22 protein-coding genes and 2 riboswitches are annotated in these 19,528 nt (G+C 63.4%); of the genes, 13 read left to right on the forward strand and 9 right to left on the reverse strand.

Going from position 1 to position 19,528, the window contains the following annotated elements; genetic code table 11:
- Nucleotide 1: 1 nt before the first annotated feature.
- Nucleotides 2-469 (forward strand): transcriptional regulator NrdR, encoded by a 468-nt coding sequence (nrdR, locus tag GYM54_RS17055; RefSeq protein ID WP_131649746.1) that lies wholly within the window; start codon nt 2-4, stop codon nt 467-469.
- On the forward strand, nt 466-1,575 hold the full coding sequence (gene ribD, locus GYM54_RS17060; protein ID WP_197445907.1) for a bifunctional diaminohydroxyphosphoribosylaminopyrimidine deaminase/5-amino-6-(5-phosphoribosylamino)uracil reductase RibD: 1,110 nt from the start codon (nt 466-468) through the stop codon (nt 1,573-1,575). The genes nrdR and ribD overlap by 4 nt, the downstream gene beginning before the upstream one ends.
- 29 nt (nt 1,576-1,604) lie before the next feature.
- Here ribD and GYM54_RS17065 read toward each other — a convergent pair whose 3' ends face one another.
- Nucleotides 1,605-2,354, reverse strand: a complete 750-nt coding sequence (locus tag GYM54_RS17065) for a hypothetical protein (protein ID WP_197445906.1) — start codon at nt 2,352-2,354, stop codon at nt 1,605-1,607.
- A gap of 358 nt (nt 2,355-2,712) precedes the next feature.
- Nucleotides 2,713-2,992, forward strand: a riboswitch (FMN riboswitch).
- Between the two features lie 119 nt (nt 2,993-3,111).
- Here GYM54_RS17065 and GYM54_RS17070 point away from each other — a divergent pair.
- The 10 genes from GYM54_RS17070 (at nt 3,112) to GYM54_RS17115 (ending at nt 10,101) form a co-directional block, all read left to right on the forward strand.
- Nucleotides 3,112-3,780, forward strand: coding sequence for a riboflavin synthase (locus GYM54_RS17070; protein ID WP_197445905.1), 669 nt, complete (start codon nt 3,112-3,114; stop codon nt 3,778-3,780).
- Between the two features lie 19 nt (nt 3,781-3,799).
- Nucleotides 3,800-4,879 carry a bifunctional 3,4-dihydroxy-2-butanone-4-phosphate synthase/GTP cyclohydrolase II gene (ribBA, locus tag GYM54_RS17075; RefSeq protein ID WP_197445904.1) on the forward strand — a complete coding sequence of 360 codons (1,080 nt, stop codon included), beginning with the start codon at nt 3,800-3,802 and terminating at the stop codon, nt 4,877-4,879.
- 58 nt (nt 4,880-4,937) lie between these two features.
- A complete protein-coding gene (ribE, locus tag GYM54_RS17080) occupies nt 4,938-5,414 on the forward strand; it encodes a 6,7-dimethyl-8-ribityllumazine synthase (RefSeq protein WP_197445903.1) in 477 nt (158 codons plus the stop codon).
- Nucleotides 5,411-5,893, forward strand: a complete 483-nt coding sequence (gene nusB / locus GYM54_RS17085) for a transcription antitermination factor NusB (protein ID WP_131649752.1) — start codon at nt 5,411-5,413, stop codon at nt 5,891-5,893. The genes ribE and nusB overlap by 4 nt, the downstream gene beginning before the upstream one ends.
- Nucleotides 5,894-5,907: 14 nt before the next feature.
- The gene (thiL, locus tag GYM54_RS17090; RefSeq protein ID WP_197445902.1) at nt 5,908-6,867 is read left to right on the forward strand and encodes a thiamine-phosphate kinase; all 960 of its coding nucleotides are present in this window, start codon (nt 5,908-5,910) and stop codon (nt 6,865-6,867) included.
- 35 nt (nt 6,868-6,902) lie between these two features.
- Complete coding sequence (locus GYM54_RS17095) at nt 6,903-7,403, forward strand: phosphatidylglycerophosphatase A (RefSeq protein ID WP_374105174.1); 501 nt, start codon at nt 6,903-6,905, stop codon at nt 7,401-7,403.
- Nucleotides 7,404-7,487: 84 nt separating this feature from the next.
- The gene (locus GYM54_RS17100) at nt 7,488-8,135 is read left to right on the forward strand and encodes a TIGR02281 family clan AA aspartic protease (RefSeq protein WP_197445901.1); all 648 of its coding nucleotides are present in this window, start codon (nt 7,488-7,490) and stop codon (nt 8,133-8,135) included.
- Nucleotides 8,136-8,267: 132 nt separating this feature from the next.
- Entirely contained in the window at nt 8,268-8,885 is a 618-nt protein-coding gene (gene ribA / locus GYM54_RS17105) for a GTP cyclohydrolase II (protein WP_197445900.1), read from the forward strand.
- Complete coding sequence (locus GYM54_RS17110; RefSeq protein WP_197445899.1) at nt 8,882-9,301, forward strand: hypothetical protein; 420 nt, start codon at nt 8,882-8,884, stop codon at nt 9,299-9,301. Before ribA ends, GYM54_RS17110 begins: the two co-directional genes overlap by 4 nt.
- A complete protein-coding gene (locus GYM54_RS17115; protein WP_197445898.1) occupies nt 9,298-10,101 on the forward strand; it encodes a cobalamin-binding protein in 804 nt (267 codons plus the stop codon). Before GYM54_RS17110 ends, GYM54_RS17115 begins: the two co-directional genes overlap by 4 nt.
- A gap of 23 nt (nt 10,102-10,124) precedes the next feature.
- Here the strand turns inward: GYM54_RS17115 and GYM54_RS17120 are convergent, their stop codons facing one another.
- The 6 genes from GYM54_RS17120 to GYM54_RS17145 all read right to left on the reverse strand — a co-directional run bounded on the left by GYM54_RS17120 (nt 10,125) and on the right by GYM54_RS17145 (nt 16,995).
- Complete coding sequence (locus tag GYM54_RS17120) at nt 10,125-11,981, reverse strand: TonB-dependent receptor domain-containing protein (protein WP_197445897.1); 1,857 nt, start codon at nt 11,979-11,981, stop codon at nt 10,125-10,127.
- 98 nt (nt 11,982-12,079) lie between these two features.
- A riboswitch (cobalamin riboswitch) is annotated at nt 12,080-12,295 on the reverse strand.
- Between the two features lie 182 nt (nt 12,296-12,477).
- Complete coding sequence (gene dxs, locus GYM54_RS17125; protein WP_197445896.1) at nt 12,478-14,367, reverse strand: 1-deoxy-D-xylulose-5-phosphate synthase; 1,890 nt, start codon at nt 14,365-14,367, stop codon at nt 12,478-12,480.
- Nucleotides 14,368-14,489: 122 nt separating this feature from the next.
- Nucleotides 14,490-15,377 (reverse strand): polyprenyl synthetase family protein, encoded by an 888-nt coding sequence (locus tag GYM54_RS17130; protein WP_181099873.1) that lies wholly within the window; start codon nt 15,375-15,377, stop codon nt 14,490-14,492.
- Entirely contained in the window at nt 15,374-15,616 is a 243-nt protein-coding gene (locus GYM54_RS17135) for an exodeoxyribonuclease VII small subunit (protein ID WP_102837024.1), read from the reverse strand. Before GYM54_RS17135 ends, GYM54_RS17130 begins: the two co-directional genes overlap by 4 nt.
- Before the next feature lie 93 nt (nt 15,617-15,709).
- A complete protein-coding gene (locus GYM54_RS17140; protein ID WP_181099874.1) occupies nt 15,710-16,480 on the reverse strand; it encodes a sulfite exporter TauE/SafE family protein in 771 nt (256 codons plus the stop codon).
- A gap of 95 nt (nt 16,481-16,575) precedes the next feature.
- Complete coding sequence (locus GYM54_RS17145; protein ID WP_131649763.1) at nt 16,576-16,995, reverse strand: Cd(II)/Pb(II)-responsive transcriptional regulator; 420 nt, start codon at nt 16,993-16,995, stop codon at nt 16,576-16,578.
- Nucleotides 16,996-17,099: 104 nt separating this feature from the next.
- On the opposite strand from GYM54_RS17145, the gene GYM54_RS17150 reads away from it, so the two are divergent.
- Entirely contained in the window at nt 17,100-17,717 is a 618-nt protein-coding gene (locus GYM54_RS17150) for a cation transporter (RefSeq protein WP_181099876.1), read from the forward strand.
- On the opposite strand, the gene GYM54_RS17155 is transcribed toward GYM54_RS17150, so the two are convergent.
- The gene (locus GYM54_RS17155; protein ID WP_181099878.1) at nt 17,714-18,727 is read right to left on the reverse strand and encodes an SDR family oxidoreductase; all 1,014 of its coding nucleotides are present in this window, start codon (nt 18,725-18,727) and stop codon (nt 17,714-17,716) included. The genes GYM54_RS17150 and GYM54_RS17155 overlap by 4 nt on opposite strands.
- Before the next feature lie 248 nt (nt 18,728-18,975).
- Nucleotides 18,976-19,515: an ATP-dependent zinc protease gene (locus GYM54_RS17160; RefSeq protein ID WP_177493035.1), complete on the reverse strand. Its 540-nt coding sequence runs from the start codon at nt 19,513-19,515 to the stop codon at nt 18,976-18,978.
- Nucleotides 19,516-19,528 lie beyond the last annotated feature (13 nt).

A 19,528-nucleotide genomic window follows, 5' to 3' on the forward strand; every position in this document is an offset into this window, starting at 1 on the left:
CATGCATTGTCCCTTCTGCGTTGCACATGACACCAAAGTCATCGACTCGCGCCTGGTTGCCGAGGGCGATCAGGTCCGTCGCCGCCGCGAATGCCTCGCCTGCGGCGAGCGTTTCACCACCTTCGAAACCGCCGAGCTGGTCATGCCGCGGTTGATCAAGCAGGACGGCAGTCGCCAGCCGTTCGACGAAGAAAAGTTGCGTGCTGGCATGCAGCGCGCATTGGAGAAGCGCCCGGTCAGCGTCGAGCGGCTGGAAGAAGCCATCGCCCACATCAAGCACAGGCTGAGGGCCACCGGCGAGCGCGAAATCAAATCGCGGGTGCTCGGCGAGCTGGTAATGGCCGAGCTGCAAAAGCTCGATGAGGTGGCCTATATCCGCTTCGCTTCCGTCTATCGCCGCTTTCAGGACCTCAACGAGTTCCGCGAGGAAATCGAGCGTCTGTCGCGCGAACCTGCGAAAACCGAATGAACAGCAACGATCACGCCTGGATGGCCCGCGCGCTGCAACTGGCGCGCAAAGGCTTGTATTCGACACATCCCAATCCGCGAGTCGGTTGCGTCATCGTCAAGGATGGCGAGCTGATCGGCGAAGGTTGGCACGTACGAGCCGGCGAGCCGCATGCCGAGGTCCATGCGCTGCTTCAGGCCGGTGAACGTGCGCGCGGTGCGACCGCCTACGTCACGCTAGAACCTTGCAGCCATCACGGACGGACGCCGCCCTGTGCCGAAGCGCTGGTCGAGGCGGGTATTGGGCGCGTGGTCGCGGCCATGCAGGACCCCAATCCGCAGGTTGCCGGCCGTGGTCTGGCACGCTTGCGCAGCGTCGGCATTGAGGTCGCCAGCGGCGTATTGGAAAACGAAGCGCGGGCGCTGAACGCCGGCTTCGTCAAACGCATGGAAACCGGCTTGCCACTGCTGCGCGCGAAACTTGCGATGAGCCTCGACGGCCGCACTGCCATGGCCAGCGGCGAAAGCCAATGGATCACCGGCCCGGCGGCACGCGCGGAAGTGCAGCGGCTGCGCGCGCAGTCCAGCGTGGTGCTGACCGGTGCCGACACGGTGCTGATGGACAACGCGCGGCTGACGGTACGCGCTGCCGAGCTGGGGCTGGACGACGAACTGACCGCGCTGGCCATGCAGCGTCCACCGCTGCGCGTGTTGGTCGATGGACGTTTGCGCGTACCGCTGGATGCGCCGTTTTTTCAGGCTGGCTCGGCTTTGGTGGCCAGCACTGGCGATGAGCAGGCGGCAAGCTATCAGGCGGCAGGTCATGAGTTATTGGCGCTAGCCAGCGATGTGGGTCGTGTCGATCTGCGTGGTCTGCTGGTCGAACTCGCCAATCGTGGCGCCAACGAAGTGCTGCTCGAAGCCGGCCCACGTCTCGCCGGTGCTTTTGCCGCGCTGGGGCTGGTCGATGAATACCAGATATTCGTCGCCGCGAAATTTCTCGGTTCCTCGGCGCGGCCGTTGCTTGACCTGCCGCTGGCGCGCATGAGCGAAGCGCCCGAAATGAAAATCGAGGATATCCGGGCGGTCGGCGACGACTGGCGCATCGTCGCTCGTCCGGTCGGCTGACCCGATCTCGACCAGACGGATCAGCTCGCTCAATTCACCGGCTTGAGTCCATTGTGGTCAAGTTTCGCCCGGCGCTTGTTGGCTCCCAGCAGGAGCCGCGCCAGCAGGCTGTCATGGTGAGGGTTGCCGAAGTGGAACAGCGCGGTGGCGCGCAGCATGGCCGGGTCGCACTGGTCGTTGGCATGCAGGCTGCGGTAGCCCGAAAACAGATAGAGGTTGCCGGGCACCAGCTTCAAACGGATCGGCCGTAGCCAGCCGCGTTTCACCGCAAAGGCGACCAGTTTCTGGCTGAGAGTGTTATGCAGCACCGCCTTCTCGATCACGTTGCGCAAGGCATTGAAGCGAACGCGCCGCAGGTTCGGAAAGATGATCAAGTCGCCGCAGTGTTCACCCTCGGTCGGGATGAACAGCGGAAGCAGCGCGGTGACCGCCGTGGCATCGAAGTGATAGAAATGCGACTGCTTGAGTCCGTTGCGGCCTTGCAGACAGCGGATCACCGGGAAGATCTGCTCCGTTGCCGCAGGCTCCCGTCCCGTCTGGAGGTGATACAGCTCCGCCAGCGTTTCCTTCAAGGGGGCGGAAAGCGCCAATGCTGCCACGATGCTGCCGCCCAGCGCCTCGATGCCGTGAATTGCGAAGTACTCGCCCTCGTGATTGGCTGCTTGCTGCTCGATAAACGCGCGGCCTTGCTCGAGTACTTCGGCTGAAATGTATTGCTCGATGACCGCAAACCCATTGCGGTCGATCTCGGCAGCCTGAACGGCAGCCGACGTGTCCATAGCCGTAACCTCTGACATACCCATCCCTCGCGGCACATGTGAAGGTTCGGAGCGTTCTTCCTGATCGTGTCCTGGTCTGCGCGGGGGATCGCCAAAAGTGCGAGCGGATCCTGGCTCGGCGTGTCGGTACGACGTAATGCGGAGTGACGTTCCATCCTGATCGTCTTGCTTTGCGTCGGCACGAGTTCGCGGCAATCGCGTTGTCAGGCCGATTCTGATGCGTATGGACAAACAAGCGCAGCGCTAGTTGCTTGAGATGAGGAATTTTTTTGAGCAGCTGCCTCGGCAGTCAAACGGTCGTTTGCCGGCTGCAGAATCGGCTCGTTTGTGGTAAAAACTGCGCCGGGTCCTAACCGACCCACGTTCTCAGGGCGGGGTGAGATTCCCCACCGGCGGTAATGGCGCAGCTATAAAAACATTGAAAGCGTAGCGAGCGCAGGGCAGGCAAGGCGTGATTCGACGAGAAAGCGGAATTTACTGCGGTGAATGAGCATTTCGAGGAGGATTACAACGCAGCATGACCTGAGCGCAGTAGCTTTCAATTCGTGCCTAGCCCGCGAGCGCTTGTCTTAGACAAGGTCAGCAGACCCGGTGTGATTCCGGGGCCGACGGTATAGTCCGGATGAGAGAGAGCGGGATGCCTCGACGGGCGCCGTTCGTGCGCGCGTCTACTCCCTATCGATCTGCAGCGCCCTGTTTTATCCAAAACAGGAGTTGGTCATATGCATCGTTTCAACAGCCTTCCACGGGAGGCCGTATGTTCACAGGAATAATCGAGTCCATCGGGACCATTCGTGCGATGACGCCCAAGGGCGGCGACGTCCGTGTGCTGGTCGAGACCGGCAAGCTGGACCTGTCAGACGTCAAACTTGGCGACAGCATCGCGGTCAACGGCGTCTGCCTGACTGCCGTGGAGTTGCCGGGCAGTGGCTTCTGGGCTGACGTGAGCCGCGAAACCCTGGCCCGTACTGCCTTCGTCGACCTCAAGGCCGGCAGCCGGGTGAATCTCGAGAAGGCCCTGACGCCGTCGAGTCGTCTCGGCGGGCATCTGGTCAGTGGTCACGTCGATGGCGTGGGTGAGGTGGTGGCGCGCGAGGAAAACGCCCGCGCCGTGCAGTTCCGCATCCGCGCGCCGCGCGAGCTTGCCAAGTACATCGCGCTCAAGGGCTCGATCACGGTCGATGGCACCAGCCTGACGGTAAATACCGTGAACGGCGCGGAGTTCGAGCTCACCATCGTCCCGCACACCTTGGCCGAAACCATCATGGTCGACTACCGCCCCGGGCGGCAGGTGAATCTGGAAGTGGATCTGTTAGCGCGTTATTTAGAGCGCCTGCTGATGGGTGACAAGGCAGCCGAGCCGAATGCCTCGGGCCTGACAGAAAGCTTTCTGGCCGAAAACGGCTACCTGAACCGCGCTCGTTAAATTAGAAGGATTCGGCCACATGGCTCTGAACACCGCTGAAGAACTGATTGAAGACATCCGCGCCGGCAAGATGGTCATCCTCATGGATGACGAGGATCGCGAGAATGAGGGTGACATCATCATCGCCTCGGAATGTGTGACCGCCGAGCACATCAATTTCATGGCCCGGTTCGCACGCGGCCTGATCTGCATGCCCATGACCCGCGAGCGCTGTGAAACCCTGCAGCTGCCGCTGATGGCGCCGCGTAACGGCTCAGGCTTTGGCACCAAGTTCACCGTTTCCATCGAGGCGGCGGTTGGCGTGACCACCGGCATCTCTGCTGCCGACCGCGCCCGCACCGTCCAGGCGGCAGTAGCGAAAGAGGCCAAGGCCGAGGACATCGTCAGCCCTGGTCACATCTTTCCGCTGATGGCTCAGCCCGGCGGCGTGCTGGCGCGTGCCGGTCACACCGAGGCGGCGTGCGATCTGGCGCGGATGGCCGGTTTCGAGCCGTCCGGCGTGATCTGCGAAATCATGAACGACGACGGCACCATGGCGCGTCGGCCCGAACTGGAAGTCTTTGCCGAACAGCATGGCCTGAAGATCGGCACCATCGCCGACCTGATTCATTACCGGATGATCCACGAGCGCACCGTCGAGCGCGTTTCCGAGCAACCGCTGGAAACCGAGCTGGGGCAGTTCAAGCTGGTCACCTACCGCGACGGCGTTGAAGACACCGTCCATATGGCGCTGACCCGTGGCGAGATATCGCCGGAAGAGCCAACGCTGGTGCGCGTACATAACATGGAGCCGCTGCGCGATCTGCTGTTGGTCACCGTGCCAGGACGCTGGAGCCTGCGCGCTGCGATGAGCGAAGTGGCCAAGGCGGGCAGCGGCGTGGTGCTGTTGCTCGGTAATCCGCTGACTGGTCCGCAGTTGCTGGCGCAGCTCAACCGCCAGCAGCCGCCGACGCCCGCGACCTACAGCACCGTTGGTGCCGGCTCGCAGATTCTGCGCGACCTCGGCGTGCGCAAGATGCGCCTGATGAGTTCGCCAATGAAGTTCAACGCGATATCCGGCTTCGATCTGGAAGTTGTAGAATACCTGCCGGCCGAATAATCAGAGGCGCCGCGCAAGTCGCGGCGCCTTCGTTCTTTAAAGAGATGAGAAAACACCCATGTCCCTGAAGACCATCGAAGGTACCTTCATCGCCCCGCAGGGCAAATTCGCCCTCGTAGTGGGCCGTTTCAACAGCTTCGTCGTCGAAAGCCTGGTGAGCGGCGCCGTCGATACGCTGGCACGCCACGGTATCCCGGAAGACGCCATCACTATCATTCGCGCGCCGGGCGCCTTCGAAATCCCGCTGGTGGCGCAGAAAGTCGCTCAGCAGGGTGAATACGACGCCATCATCGCCCTCGGTGCGGTCATTCGTGGCGGTACTCCGCATTTCGAGTACGTCGCCGGTGAATGCACCAAGGGCCTGGCCCAGGTTTCCATGGAATTCGGCGTGCCGGTCGCGTTTGGCGTACTGACCGTCGACTCCATCGAGCAGGCCATCGAGCGCTCCGGCACTAAGGCCGGCAACAAGGGCGCCGAAGCCGCACTCTCCGCTCTGGAAATGGTGAGCCTGCTGGCGCAGCTGGAGGCCAAGTGAGCCTCAATCACGACGACAGCCAGGAGCCCCAGCCGAAGGCCAAGGGCAAGATCGCGACGCGCCGTGTGGCGCGTAGCCTGGCAATGCAGGCGCTGTATCAGTGGCACATGGCAGGCCAGAGCCTGAACGAAATCGAGGCGCAATTTCGCGTCGACAACGATTTCTCCGGCGTCGACGGCACTTACTTCCATGAGTTGCTGACTGGCGTGGCGCGCGCCAAGACGGAAGTCGATGGCGCCATCGTGCCGCATCTCGATCGTCCGCTGGATGAGCTCGACCCGGTGGAACTCGCCGTCCTGCGCCTGTCCACCTACGAGCTGATGCACCGCATCGACGTGCCGTACCGCGTGGTGATCAACGAAGGCATCGAGCTGGCCAAGGTATTCGGCGCTACCGATGGACACAAGTTCGTCAACGGTGTGCTGGATAAGCTGGCGCCCAGCCTGCGCAGCGCTGAAGTCAACGCTCGCAAGCGCTGAGACTGCACCGACCGATGGGTGAGTTCGAACTGATCCGCCGCTACTTCGCCGCCGCCGCTTGTGCCAGGGCTGGCGGCGATGTTGCGTTGGGCATCGGTGATGATTGCGCTCTGCTGGCATTGCCGGCAGGCGAGCAACTGGCGGTTTCCACCGATACGCTGGTTGCTGGCGTACATTTTCCCGATTCCTGCGATCCCTACCTGCTCGGCCAGCGCGCGCTTGCGGTATCGACCAGCGATCTGGCTGGCATGGGTGCCACGCCGATCGGTTTTACCCTTGCGCTGACGTTGCCGACGGCCGATTCCAGCTGGCTGTGCGAATTCGCTCGCGGGCTCGACGCGATGGCGGCAGGCTGCTCGATGCGTCTGATCGGCGGCGATACCACGCGCGGTCCGCTGAGCATGACGCTGACGGTGTTCGGACGTGTGCCGGCAGGCCAGGCATTGCTGCGCAGCGGGGCGCAACCGGGTGATCTGCTCTGCGTTGGCGGTGCGCTGGGCGATGCCGCGGGTGCATTGCCGATCGTGTTGGGTGAGCGTGAGAGCGATACGGTCGAGGCGGCGGCGCTTTTGCGACGCTACTGGACACCTCAACCGCAGCTCGCGTTGGGACGCGCTTTGCGCGGCAAGGCCACGGCCGCGCTGGATATCTCCGATGGTCTGCTGGCCGATTGTGCGCATATTGCCGCCGCGTCCAGAGTCTCGCTGTGCATAGAGCAGTCCAGCGTGCCGCTTTCGAAGGTATTGCTGGGCTTCGCTGGTGCGGAACAGGCCCTGCAGTGCGGCTTGACCGGCGGTGATGATTATCTGCTGGCGTTCACCCTGCCAGCCGAGGCGTTACCGGCGCTGCTGGATGAGGGTTGGCCAATCCATGTGATCGGCCACGTAACGTCGGGCGAGGGTGTGCAGCTACTCGACGCCGGCGGCAATGCCATCGGCGTCGGCCCTCGTGGCTACAATCATTTCGAGAGCTGACCGGCCTATCCAGGCCTGAACGAGAGGACAACCCGTTGACCGATTCCCTGCAGCCTGCCGCCGAGCCAATGCCCGTGTCGGTATGGAGCAATCCCTGGCATAACCTGGCTTTCGGTTTTGGATCGGGTACCTTGCCAAAAGCGCCCGGTACCTGGGGGTCGCTGGTGGCGCTGGCGTTCGTGCCGCTATGGCAGGCCATGCCCGGCTGGGGCTACGGCCTGGTGATCGTCGCCAGCATGCTGTTCGGCATCTGGCTGTGCGGCAAGGTCGCGCAGGATCTGGGCGTGCATGACCATGAAGGCATCGTCTGGGACGAGTTTGCTGGGATTTGGATCACCTTCTGGCTGGTGCCGGCAGGCTGGCACTGGTTGTTGCTCGGCTTCGTCGTGTTTCGCGTGCTGGACATCGTCAAGCCCTGGCCGCTGAGCTGGATCGATCGAAATGTGACCGGTGGCCTCGGGATCATGCTCGACGACATTCTCGCCGGCTTCGCCGCCTGTGCGGTGGTGCATCTGGTCGTCATGCTGCTTGGCTGAGCCGGGCTGTGCGTCTGGTCGCTGTAACCAGCGCATGGCCATGGAAGAATGCCGTTCCGCCCGTGCCTCAAGGAAGATCCCCCGATGCGTTCCGTCGCCCTGCTGCTCGCTGCCACGCTGTCGCTGATTGCTTTCACCGGTACCGCCGCGCCGCGCGTACAGGTGGTGGGCCTGTTTCCCGGCGCTGCAGTTCTTAACGTCGATGGCCAGCGCAAGTTGGTCCGTGTCGGGCAGATGGGGCCGGGCGGTGTCGAAGTGATCAGTGCCGACGCCAAAGGTGCCGTGCTGCGCATCGAAGGTGTCGAGCGGAGCTACAGTCTTAGCCGTGAGCTGAGCTCGGGCTTTGCCGAGCCCGAGCGTAAGCAACTGAGCATCGCCAAGGGGCAGGGTGGCCATTACTGGATCGCTGGTTCGATCAACGGCCAACCGGTGCAGTTTCTCGTCGACACCGGCGCTACCTCGGTGGCGTTCAATGAAAATCAGGCGCGCCGTCTGGGCATCGACTATCGCGTCGACGGCAAGCAGATCGTGGTCGGCACTGCCAGCGGTACGGCAAAGGCCTGGCAGGTACATCTGAACAGCGTCAAGGTCGGCGCCATCGATGTGATGGGCGTGGAGGCGGTGGTGGTGGAAGGCTCATCGCCCACCGAGGCGCTGCTGGGCATGAGTTTTCTCGGCCGGGTCAGCTGGCGCGAGGACCAGGGCGTGTTGAGGCTTGAGTCGAAGATTTAAGCGAAGCAGCTGGAAGCCTGAAGCTGAAAGCTTGAAGTCAAAACATAAGCGTGTGGCGTCAGCCTGCACACGGGCTTCAAGCTTGCTTCTGCTGTTACAATGCCCGCTTTTCCGCCTTCTGGAGTCTCTCCGGTGTCTGTCGTCTTCGTCGCCGCTTCCCAATTGCCGACGCCGTTCGGTGTGTTCACCATGCATGGTTTTCTCGATCAGGACACGGGCAAAGAGCATGTCGTACTGACGATGGGTGATGTCGCCGATGGCAAGCCCGTGCTGGGCCGCCTGCATTCGGAGTGCCTGACGGGCGATGCGCTGTTCAGCCTGCGTTGCGATTGCGGCTTCCAGCTGGAGGCCGCGTTGAAGGCTATCGCCGATGAGGGGCGTGGCGCGCTGCTGTATCTGCGTCAGGAAGGGCGTGGTATCGGCTTGCTGAACAAGATTCGCGCCTACGAGCTGCAGGATCAAGGCGCCGATACCGTTGAGGCCAACGAGCGCCTGGGCTTTGCGCCGGACATGCGCGACTACGCGATTTGCCTGCCGATGCTGGAGCACCTGGGCATTTCCGAAATCAAGCTGATGACCAATAACCCACGCAAGGTCAAGGCGCTGCAGGGCTTCGGCATCCGTATCGCCGAGCGCAAGCCGCTGCAGATCGCTCACAACCCGCACAACCGCAGGTACCTTGCCACCAAGGCCGGCAAGCTGGGCCATATGCTGGGCGAGATTCACCAGGGCGAAGCCGAGCAGTCGTGAACCGCAGAGCCGCTCGTCGCCAGTTGTCTCGCGACGGTTGGGTGCACCTGCTTCTGATCGTGGTGCCGGTGCTCATCAGCCGACAACTTCCCGAACTGGCAGGCCGCTTCGCTGAACATCTCGCCTTGCCACTGTTCGGCATTGGTCTCGCCACGCTGTTTCTCAATCTGCCCCGATTCACGTCCTACAAGCACATCCTGATCGCCACGGAAAAAGCCTTGGGCACCGATGCAGAGCCCTCCGCCTGGACGGCATTGCGCGCCATTCGGCTACGTGCGTTACGGACCGCGGCTCTGCCGGCCTGGCTGGCGGCGTTCGGCGCACCGCTGGGGCTGGAATCCGTCGCTCAGTTGCTGCTGGTGTGCGGCAGTCTGGTAATGCTGATGCTCTACCGCGTGCCGCGACAGCTGCAATGATGCCGATCCTGCTGCTGTTGGTCGCGTTGTTGAGTTCGCCTGCGTATGGGGCGACGGAGCGAGTGATCAGCCTGGCGCCTTCGCTGAGCGAAATCATGCTGGAACTGGACGCAGCCGATCTGCTGGTCGGCGTGCTCGACGGCGGGGATCGGCCGGCAGCGCTGGCCGAGGTGCCATCGGTGGGGCGGATCGGGCAATTGGAAATGGAAAGTCTGCTTGCCCTGCAACCGACCCTGGTACTGCTTTGGCCGGATAGCATTAGCCGGGCGCAGCATGAGCAGCTCAAACAGTTTGGCGTTCCGGTGCTGGTTGCGGAGCCGACCTCGCTCGAACAGCTGGCCGAGCAATTCGCGTTGATCGGCGAGCGGATCGGACGGGGCGAGCAGGGGCGCCAATTGCAACAACAGTTCACCGATGGGTTGGAGCAGCTGCGCCAACGTTACCACCGCGAGCAACCGCTGGCGGTCTTCTATCAGATCTGGAATCGCCCGCTGTATACCCTCGGTGGACGGCAGATCATCAGTGAAGCCATTGAAGTCTGTGGCGGTCGCAACGTGTTCGCCGATCTACACCTGCCTGCGCCCCAGGTCAGCATCGAGTCGGTGCTTTCGAGGAATCCGGACGTGATCCTGGCCGGCAGTGGTGCGCAGCTCGTCGAGTGGAAAAGTTGGCCGCAGCTCGCCGCGGTGCGTAAAGACCAGTTGTGGGCAGTGCCGGATAAGGGGCTGGAGCGCCCGAGCTTCCAAATGCTCGGGGCGATCGGGAAGCTCTGCGAGGTGATGGCTCGGGCGGCGCCCTGATGGCGCGCGCCCATCATTAACGCTTAGAGCGACGGCGTCCAAGTCACTGCGAACAGCGCGGTGCGGCCGGCTTCGCGATAAGTATGGTTCTGCGTTGGATCGGTCCATGACGGCCCGGCTGGGCGATCATAGGTTGCCAACGCGTAATCGCGGTCGAACAGATTGCTGACCTTGGCCTCCCAGCGCAGCTCGGGATGGCTCTGCCAGCCCGCGCGCAGATCGAGAACGCCATAACCGGACAGCTCCTGAGTGTTGGCCGCGTCATCGTGACGGGTGCTGGACACATGCCAGATGGCGCCGACCGAAAGCGTGTCGAATGTGCGGTCAAGGTCAAGACTGAGCGTGCGCTTGGCGCGGCGCGGCAGTACGTGGCCGCTGTCGCGGTCACGCGGGTCGATGATGCTCAAGCCAAGATTGGCCTGCCAACCCAGCAGTTCACGGGCAATACTGGCCTCGAAGCCGTTGATCCGTGCGTGGGCGACGTTCTCCATACGATTGCCGCTCCAGGCGATCAGCTCTTCCACGTCGGTACGGTAAACCGAGGCTTCGACCAGGGTGCCGTCGAAATCGGCGCGCCATTGCAGCTCGTAGGTTTTGGAAGTCTCCGGTTCCAGGTCCGGATTGGGGCCCCATGCTGGCGGTGCGTAGAGGTCGGTGAACGTCGGCGCGCGGAAGCCCTCGCCGTAGCTCAGTATCCATCGCTGCGATAGGCCTACCGGCAGGCTGAACGCAGCATTCCAGCTGTTATGGGTGCCGAACTGCTCATTGTCATCGTGGCGCAAGCCGAGTTCGGTGCCGAAGCCTTCGCCCTCAAAGCTGTGTTGCGCGAAGAAGGCCAGATTGTCGCGGCTGTCCTCTTGGTAGGCAGTGGTAGCGTCGAGGCGGTCCTCGTACCAGTCGCTACCAAGGCTCAGCTGTTGGCTCTCGCTCAGTTGCAGTCGATTGAGCCAGGCGGCGGAATGACGGGTGGTTTCCAGGAGGCTGTCGTTGTACGCAGAGCCGATCGCGCGATTACGATCGAAGCTGCGCCCTAGTTCTATGCGGCTGTTCCAAATTTCGCCCAGCTGCCCGTCCAGATAACCGCTGTAACTGCTGAGGCGAAACTCGTCCTGCGGGATGCCGGGGGCGAACTCGTAAGCATCGTCGTACTCGTTGTCGCCGCGCTGGTCGTTGAGGCTCAGTCCAGTTTTCCAATCGGCGTTGAACCGGTGATCCAGCTTCAAATGCAGCGCCTTGGTGCGCTGGCCGTCGTCGTCGCCATCGGCGCCACGATTGTCGCGGGTGATGTCGAAGCCGTCGCGCTCATCGAGGCTGGCACCGAGATGGATGCGTGTTTGCTGAGTGCCGGCTGATAAATTCAGGCTGCGCTGGAAGGTCTGGTCGCTGCCGGCGGCCAGGCGCACTTCGGGATGCACGCCCCGTTTGCCGCTGCGCGTGAAGATTTGAATGACGCCGCCAATGGCGTCGGCGCCATAGAGCGACGAGCGGGGGCCGCGGATGACTTCGATGCGCTCGATGTTGTCGATGGCGAGATAGTCGAGGCGGGCGAAACCGCTGGTTGCCGACGAAATACGCTGGCCGTCGAGCAATACCAGCGTCTGTGCCGTACCGGTGCCGCGTAACGACAGGGAGGGCACGCCGCCAGCGCTGCTGATTTGCACACCGGGAACGCGGCGCAGCAATTCAGGCACGCTGCGGGCTTGCAGGCGCTCGATGTCGGCGCGGGTGAACAGGGTGTTGGCAGCGGTAGCCTGCGTGCGGGGTTCGGCCTGGCGCGCCGAGGTGATCAGCATGTTCGGCAGTTCATGCTCGATCTCGGCGGCAAACGCCGATACGCCGGGCAACAGCGCCACGGCCAAAGCAATACGGGACAGTTTCATTCTTGAAATTCCTCAAAAGATCACAGCTTTTGAGGAGGGCAGGAACAAGCGAGGGCATGATGATAGGCGGCCGCGCTTGACGGTGCTGCCCTCCGCAACACCAGTCGAATCCGTCAGGCCGGTCTCCGGGCTTTCGACACGCACCACGCTCGCCTTCCCATGCTGAGCACAGTGGCGGTTGAGCGGGCGGCGATCCTCATGGATCGCGGTCGATTACCGTTGCGGGGGCAGCGCCGGCCTTGCTCAACGAGCGCACCGGCTTCCCGTTTAATGCGGACCTTGCGGTCGTGCACACCTGGGCGGATTGGAAATCGCGGGAACCTTAAGGGCTGCTCAGAAGAAATACAAGCAATGTGCTGGCAACGGGAGGAGCCTTGGCCGCGAGAGCGGATGTGGCGGGCTTGTGGCGGCTCGAACATGCACCATCGACCCCCGGACATGGTGTCGAAAGGGCGTGACTCAGCGCGGCGTGGGCCGCGCATCTTGCGTCGATGGTTCAGTGCTGCGCCAGCCGCGCGCGGATCGCCGCTTCGATACCGCCGGCATCGAGTCCGCATTCCTTGAGCATCTCGCTCGGCTTGGCATGCTCGACGTAGTAGTCCGGCAGTCCCAGGTGTAGGACCGGCTTGTGCAGGTTCTCAGCGGCCAGGAATTCACTGATGGCGCTACCGGCACCGCCCATGATGCTGTTTTCCTCGACGGTTACCAGCAGGTCGTGGGCTTCAGCCAATTGGCGCACAAGCGCCTCGTCCAAGGGTTTGACGAAGCGCATGTCGACCACGGTGGCGTCGAGTGCTTCGCCTGCCTGCAGCGCTTCGGCCAGCTGTACGCCGAACACCAGCAGCGCCACCTTCGACCCCTGGCGGCGTATCACGCCCTTGCCGATTTCCAGTGGTTCGAGGCCAGGTTCGATGGTCGCGTTCGGGCCGGTACCGCGCGGATAGCGCACCGCCGCCGGGCCTTCGAAGTGATAACCGGTGGTCAGCATGCGGCGCATCTCATTCTCGTCGCTCGGCGTCATGACCAACATGCCGGGGATGCAACGCAGGTACGAAAGATCGAAGCTGCCGGCGTGGGTCGGGCCGTCTTCGCCGACCAGGCCGGCGCGGTCGATGGCGAACAGCACGTCGAGGTTCTGCACCGCGACGTCATGGATCAGCTGGTCGTAAGCCCGTTGCAGGAAGGTCGAGTAGATCGCGACCACCGGCTTGGCGCCTTCACAGGCCATTCCGGCGGCCAGCGTCACGGCGTGCTGTTCGGCGATGGCAACGTCGAAATAACGATCGGGATAGCGTTCGCTGAAATCGACCAAGTCGGAGCCTTCCTTCATGGCCGGCGTAATGCCGGTCAGGCGCGGGTCGGCGGCGGCCATGTCGCATAGCCACTGGCCGAACACGTTGGAATATTTCGGGCCGCTGGGTTTCTTCGGCGCAACCGGACCGCCAACGGGCTCCAGCTTGCTGATGGCGTGCCAGGTGATGGGGTCGACTTCTGCCGGGGCGAAGCCCTTGCCCTTCTTGGTCACCACGTGCAGGAACTGCGGGCCGGACAGGTCGCGCATGTTGCGCAGCGTGGCGATCAGTGTCGGCAGGTCATGGCCGTCGATGGGGCCGATGTAGTTCCAGCCCAGCTCCTCGAACAGCGTGCCCGGGACCAGCATGCCCTTGGCATATTCCTCGGTGCGGCGGGCGATTTCCCAGGCGCCGGGCAGGCGCGACAGCACCTTCTTGCTGCCTTCGCGCATGCTGGTATAGGTGCGGCTGGACAGGATTTTCGCCAGATAGTTGGACATGCCGCCGACGTTTCGCGAGATGGACATGTCGTTGTCGTTGAGCACCACCAGCATGTCGGCGCCAACTTCCGGGGCGTGGTTCAAGGCCTCGAAAGCCATGCCGGCAGTGAGCGCGCCGTCACCGATCACAGCGATGGATTTGCGCTTCTTGCCCTGCATGCGCGCGGCGATGGCCATGCCCAGGGCGGCGCTGATCGAGGTGCTGGAATGGCCGACGCCAAAGGTGTCGTACTCGCTTTCGCTGCGGCGTGGGAAGGCCGCGAGGCCGTCTTTCTGACGCAGACTAGCCATCTGCTCGCGGCGGCCAGTGAGGATCTTGTGCGGATAGGCCTGATGGCCGACATCCCATACCAGGCGGTCGTCCGGAGTGTCGTAGACATAGTGCAGAGCGATGGTCAGCTCGATCACGCCGAGTCCGGCGCCGAAGTGCCCGCCAGTCCGGCCGACGCTGTAGAGCAGGTCCTGCCGCAGTTCGTTGGCGAGTTCTTCAAGTTCCGCTTCGCTCAGTCGGCGCAGTTGCTCGGGAGTGGCCGCGCGGTCTAGAACGGGCGTCGCAGGGCGGACCCGAGGAATCTCATGGAACGTCTTGGGCATCGGGCGGATCGTTTTGGCTGAAAAAAGAGCCGCAGTTTACCCGATGGTTACAGGGAGAAGAATGACCCAGGCATCAACGGTCGCCCCATAGGCGCTGGCGATACGGCCAGCGACAGGCCGGCTCAGCTACGGCGCTCGACGATAAAGCGGGCCAGTTGGCGCAACGGCTCGGCAGCGGCACCGAAGGGCGCGACGGCATCGAGCGCCTGGTCGCGCAGCTCTAGTGCGTAGGCTTTTGCCGCGTCCATACCCAGCAAAGCCGGATAAGTGGGCTTGTCGCGGGCGATATCGGCGCCCTGATGCTTGCCGAGCGTGACGGTGTCGCTTTCCACGTCGAGGATGTCGTCCTGCACTTGGAAGGCCAAGCCGATGGCTTGTGCGTACCGCTGCAGAGCGGCCAGCTTGTCGGCATCGGCATGTCCGCTGGCGAGGGCGCCGAGGCGCACGCTGGCCTCGATCAGCGCGCCGGTCTTGTGGCGGTGCATCAGTTCCAGCGCCGTGCGGTCGAGTTTCAGGCCGACCGATCCGAGATCGATCGCTTGCCCGCCAACCATTCCGGCCGGGCCTGCCGCACGTGCGAGGCTGCTGAACATTTCCAGGCGCAGGGCTGGATCGCCCGGGTTGTGCGCCTCGGCTGCGAGCGCTTCGAAGGCTAGGCTTTGCAGGCCGTCGCCAGCGAGGATCGCGCAGGCTTCGTCGAAGGCTTTGTGGGTGGTCGGCTGGCCACGGCGCAGGTCGTCGTCGTCCATGGCCGGCAGGTCGTCATGCACCAGCGAGTAGGCGTGGATCAGTTCGACGGCGCAGGCGGCGCCATCGGCTTGCGCGCTGCCGCCTTCGAGCGCCTCGCAGGCGGCGTAGACCAGCAGCGGGCGCACGCGCTTGCCGCCATTCATCACGCTGTAGCGCATGGCCTGATAGAGGCGTTCGAGTTGTGGGCGGGGGGGGATGAAGAGCGTCTCGAGGCAGCTGTCGACGCGCTTCTGGCAGCGTTGCTGGTACTCGTCGATCATGCTTCCGGGTCCACCTCGAAGGGGGCTTCCTGCAGCTTGCCGTCACGCTCCAGCAGGATCTGCACCTTTTGCTCGGCCTGGCTCAGGGCGGCCTGGCAGTCGCGGGTCAGCCCGATCCCCTGTTCGAAACAGGTCAGCGAGTCTTCCAGCGACAGCTCGCCGCTTTCCAGGCGCTCGACCAGCTGTTGCAGCTCGGCGAGGGATTGTTCGAAATCGAGGGCGACTTTCTTGCGGGCCATGGCGGAACCTGTTCTCTGCGGCTGCTCTGAAACGGGCGCGACACTAGCAGAGCTGGACGGCATACGCCATAAGCCGACCGGACGATCCGCCGCTCAGTGCCAGTAGATATCTTGGAAGTAATAAAGCGTCATAGCGCTGCCGACGCCTATGACGAAGGCGCGCAGCCAGTTGGCTGGCAGTTTCTTGCTCAGCGCGCCGCCGGCATAGCCGCCGAGCGTGGTGCCGATCAGCAGGATGGCCAGCTCATACCAGCTCACGCGCCCGGCAATGATGAACGTGGCTGTGGCAACGCTATAGATGACGGCGGAAATCAGATTCTTCAGCGCGTTGGCGCGAACCAGCTGGTGGCCTTCGATGGAGAAGGCCGCCAGTTGCAGGATGCCCATGCCCGCCCCGAAATAGCCGCCGTAGATCGATACCAGCCCATGTGCCGCGAGCGATGCCGGCGCATGCGGTGGTACAGCGCTTTCATCTTTTCGGCGTGCGGCGAGCCAGCGACTCAGCCAAGGACTGGCTGCGAACAGCGCGGTAGCCAGCAGCAACAGCCATGGAATGAGCAGACTGAAGATGTCGTCACCACTGGCCAGTAGTAGAAGGCCGCCGAGCAAACCGCCGATCAGACCGGCCAGTAACAGCGGGATCAGGTAGCGTCCCAACGGCTGGAGAGCCGAGCGCGCAGCCCAGGCGCCAGCGAGGCTTGCAGGCCAGAGCGCCACGGCATTGGTCGCATTGGCGGTAACCGGCGGTAGGCCTGTGGCCAGCAGTGCTGGAAACGAAAAGAAGGTGCCGCCTCCGGCGAGCGCATTCATGCCACCCGCGGCAAAGCCGGCAGCGATCAATAGCAACATGTCGAACAGCGGCATCGGAACGGCTCGTGGCAAAAGAGACGCAGATTAGCCAAGGGCGCGCGGCCCGCCAAGCGTTGACAGCAGCGACGCTGTATTTGCGAACCGGAGCCTCAAGGCTCGCGCCGAACCTCGTCCGGCCGCGCGCTGGCCAGCTCGTTAAGAATGCCGCAGCCCTGCATCGGACGGCCGTCAGTGCAGCAACTGCGCAGCGCCTGCAGCTGATGCTCCAGGGCATGGAGGCTTTCCAGCCGCGTCTGGACACGCTCGAGCTGTTGGTCGATCAGCAGATTGATGTCGCCGCAGCTGGCGTCCGGCTGATTGGAAAACTCCAGCAGCCGACGGATGTCGGCCAGCCCGATGTCCAGCGCTCGGCAGTGGCGAATGAACACCAGGTGCGCCAGTTGCTTGGAAGAGTAAGACCGATAGCCATTGGCACCGCGCTCCGGGGCGGGCATCAACCCGATCTTCTCGTAATAGCGAATGGTCTCGACGTCCACGTCGGCCGCCGTGCTCAGCTCGCCTATACGCATGATGGTCTCCTTCGTCTCGCTGCAATCGTGCTCAGGATAGGGCTTGACCCTGGAGCGGCTCCAGGGTGTGCAATGGCTCCGAATATAGTCCAGGAGACATTTCCATGTCGTCGAGATGCTGTGATTCAGGCTGCTCAACCCCGGCGGTCAGCCCGCGTTTTCGCAAGGCGCTGTGGTTCGCGCTGGCGATCAACCTAATCATGTTCGTCGTGGAAGTCGGCGGCGGGTTGCGGTCCGGCTCGGTCTCGCTACTGGCCGACGCCATCGACTTCGCCGGTGACGCCGCCAACTACGGCATCACCCTGGTAGTGCTGTCCATGGGCCTGATCTGGCGTTCGCGCGCGGCCATGGTGAAAGGGTTGTCAATGTTGGCCTTCGGTCTGTTCGTGCTGGGTCGCGCCGGTTGGGCGATCTATGTCGGCGTGGTGCCGGAGCCTCTGACCATGGGCGTGATCGGCGCGCTGGCGCTGGTTGCCAACGTCGTCGTGGCGCTGATGCTCTATGCGTTTCGCGAGGGCGACTCGAACATGCGCTCGGTCTGGCTATGCAGCCGCAACGACGCGCTGGGCAACATCGCGGTGATGATTGCCGCAGCGAGCGTTTTCGGAACGGGTTCTGGCTGGCCGGACTTCCTCGTGGCGCTGTTCATGGCGGTGCTGGCACTTTCTGCCGGTTGGTCGGTGGTGCGCCAGGCGCGGCAGGAATTGCGCACGGCGCCTTAACGTCGGCTGCGACCCGAGGCGATAGACGCGATCAGCGCCACCGCGCCGACGGTCACTGCTGCCAGTCCTGCCACCGCCAGCTTGCCGACGGTTTCGCTGCTCAGGGCGACGGCGTGGTCCTGAACCCGGTCCCCAAAGCGGCCATCGATGCGATGCAAGCCTTCGACCGGTTCGAAGAGGTTGTCCGGCTGCGCGGGGTTGGCCGGCTCGTCGGCCATCTGCCCGCTCCAGGCCTGCTTGGCCATCATGCGATCGAGCAGCCCCGGCATGAACATGTTGCCGATGATCGCTTGGAACGAGGCACGCCCCAGCCAGAGTTCACGCGGCGCATCGGTGGCGGCGCGGAGGATGGCGCGGGCGGCGACCTCGGGCGTGTGGATCGGCGGCACCGGTTGTGGGCGTTTGCGCATCTTGTTGCGCGACCAGTCGAACTGTGGCGTGTTGTGTGCCGGCAGCTGGACCATGGTCAGGCGGATTTTGCTCTTGGTGTGGATCAGCTCGCAGCGCAACGAGTCGGTGAAGCCGCGGATGGCGAACTTCGCCGCGCAGTAAGCCGATTGCAGCGGGATGGCGCGGTAGGACAGCGCCGAGCCCACCTGCACGATGGTGCCGCGGTTGCGCGGTTGCATATGTCGCAGCGCGGCCAGCGTGCCATGGACGAAGCCCAGGTAGGTTACCTCGGTGACCCGCTTGTATTCCGCCGCGGTGATTTTCTCGACTGGTGCGAAGACCGTGGCCATGGCCGCGTTGATCCAGAGCTCGATCGGACCCAGCTCGGCTTCGATCCGCTCGGCGGCGCGGTCGATCGCTTCGGCATCGGCGACGTCGGCGGCAATCGTCAGCACCGTGGCGCCGGCCGCTTCGAGCGCTTGGCGCGTGTCTGCCAGGCCCTGTTCGCCACGCGCGATCACGGCCACGCGAAAACCTGCCTGCGCCAGGGCATGGGCGGTCGCGCGGCCCACGCCGGCGGTTCCGCCGCAGATCACGGCAGTCTGGTCGCGGTTGGTCATCTCAAGCTCCTGTTCCGGTGACGGGTGAAGTCGCGAACCAGCGCTGCCTGGTTTGTCTTCATGTAACCCACGCCGTGTCGGTGGGCGCGGACTCGGTCCGGTGATCTCATCGATGTGACGTTCGGGCGATGAAAGGCTCGGCGCCAGGTGCAGCGGTGGCGCTTTCAGTTGACCGGAGGGGCGTTGGGTGAGTTGCACCCAGGCGATGAGCTGTGAATCGGTGCGGTCATCCGAGCGTGCGGTACGGATCAGCTGCCGGCGTCAGCGCAGCTCGGCTCGACGGTGAATGTCTTGGATGAATCCACCGGGCCAATCTTCTCCAGCGTGCGGCGGCCAATGAGCACGGGGTAGTTCATCTTGTCCCGGTCGTTCAGCGAGAACTGCTCTTCATAGACCTGACTGCCCAGGCAGACTTTCATCAGCACGACAGGGCGATCCTCGGCACCGCCTGCGCCACGCACCGTGAGGTCCCGGACCATCTTGCGCTCCAGACGTGTCCTCACCTGCTTTTCGGTATTGATGTCTTCCAGTTCGACGGTGAAACGTATCCAGTCCTCGCCGTCTTTCTCGAAGCGGTCGATGTTTTCCGCATGCATCGAGGACGTCAACGCGCCCGTATCGAGCTTGAACTTCACCGCCACTTTTTCCGGAAGAATCAGCCCTTCCTCGACCCAGCCGAGTACCTGTGGCGAGTTGGCGGTGGCTGTCGCGATGCCTGGTGATAGCAGCAGAGCTGCCAGCGTTATCGGGACGAGTCGGTTGCGGATGAAGCGTGTCGGATGGCGCATCTATTACCTCGAA

Source organism: Pseudomonas sp. MTM4, from assembly GCF_019355055.1.
Lineage (GTDB): Bacteria > Pseudomonadota > Gammaproteobacteria > Pseudomonadales > Pseudomonadaceae > Stutzerimonas.

Excerpts from the sequence above, each read along its gene's own strand:
- thiL (WP_197445902.1), top strand. The coding sequence starts at position 5,908 with ATGGGTGAGTTCGAACTGATCCGCCGCTACTTCGCCGCCGCCGCTTGT.
- ribE (WP_197445903.1), top strand. The coding sequence starts at position 4,938 with ATGTCCCTGAAGACCATCGAAGGTACCTTCATCGCCCCGCAGGGCAAA.
- GYM54_RS17120 (WP_197445897.1), bottom strand. The coding sequence starts at position 11,981 with ATGAAACTGTCCCGTATTGCTTTGGCCGTGGCGCTGTTGCCCGGCGTA.
- GYM54_RS17140 (WP_181099874.1), bottom strand. The coding sequence starts at position 16,480 with ATGCCGCTGTTCGACATGTTGCTATTGATCGCTGCCGGCTTTGCCGCG.
- GYM54_RS17135 (WP_102837024.1), bottom strand. The coding sequence starts at position 15,616 with ATGGCCCGCAAGAAAGTCGCCCTCGATTTCGAACAATCCCTCGCCGAG.
- GYM54_RS17155 (WP_181099878.1), bottom strand. The coding sequence starts at position 18,727 with ATGACCAACCGCGACCAGACTGCCGTGATCTGCGGCGGAACCGCCGGC.
- GYM54_RS17065 (WP_197445906.1), bottom strand. The coding sequence starts at position 2,354 with ATGGACACGTCGGCTGCCGTTCAGGCTGCCGAGATCGACCGCAATGGG.
- ribD (WP_197445907.1), top strand. The coding sequence starts at position 466 with ATGAACAGCAACGATCACGCCTGGATGGCCCGCGCGCTGCAACTGGCG.
- GYM54_RS17070 (WP_197445905.1), top strand. The coding sequence starts at position 3,112 with ATGTTCACAGGAATAATCGAGTCCATCGGGACCATTCGTGCGATGACG.
- GYM54_RS17160 (WP_177493035.1), bottom strand. The coding sequence starts at position 19,515 with ATGCGCCATCCGACACGCTTCATCCGCAACCGACTCGTCCCGATAACG.
- nrdR (WP_131649746.1), top strand. The coding sequence starts at position 2 with ATGCATTGTCCCTTCTGCGTTGCACATGACACCAAAGTCATCGACTCG.
- GYM54_RS17115 (WP_197445898.1), top strand. The coding sequence starts at position 9,298 with ATGATGCCGATCCTGCTGCTGTTGGTCGCGTTGTTGAGTTCGCCTGCG.
- GYM54_RS17100 (WP_197445901.1), top strand. The coding sequence starts at position 7,488 with ATGCGTTCCGTCGCCCTGCTGCTCGCTGCCACGCTGTCGCTGATTGCT.
- ribBA (WP_197445904.1), top strand. The coding sequence starts at position 3,800 with ATGGCTCTGAACACCGCTGAAGAACTGATTGAAGACATCCGCGCCGGC.
- GYM54_RS17145 (WP_131649763.1), bottom strand. The coding sequence starts at position 16,995 with ATGCGTATAGGCGAGCTGAGCACGGCGGCCGACGTGGACGTCGAGACC.
- GYM54_RS17130 (WP_181099873.1), bottom strand. The coding sequence starts at position 15,377 with ATGATCGACGAGTACCAGCAACGCTGCCAGAAGCGCGTCGACAGCTGC.
- GYM54_RS17150 (WP_181099876.1), top strand. The coding sequence starts at position 17,100 with ATGTCGTCGAGATGCTGTGATTCAGGCTGCTCAACCCCGGCGGTCAGC.
- dxs (WP_197445896.1), bottom strand. The coding sequence starts at position 14,367 with ATGCCCAAGACGTTCCATGAGATTCCTCGGGTCCGCCCTGCGACGCCC.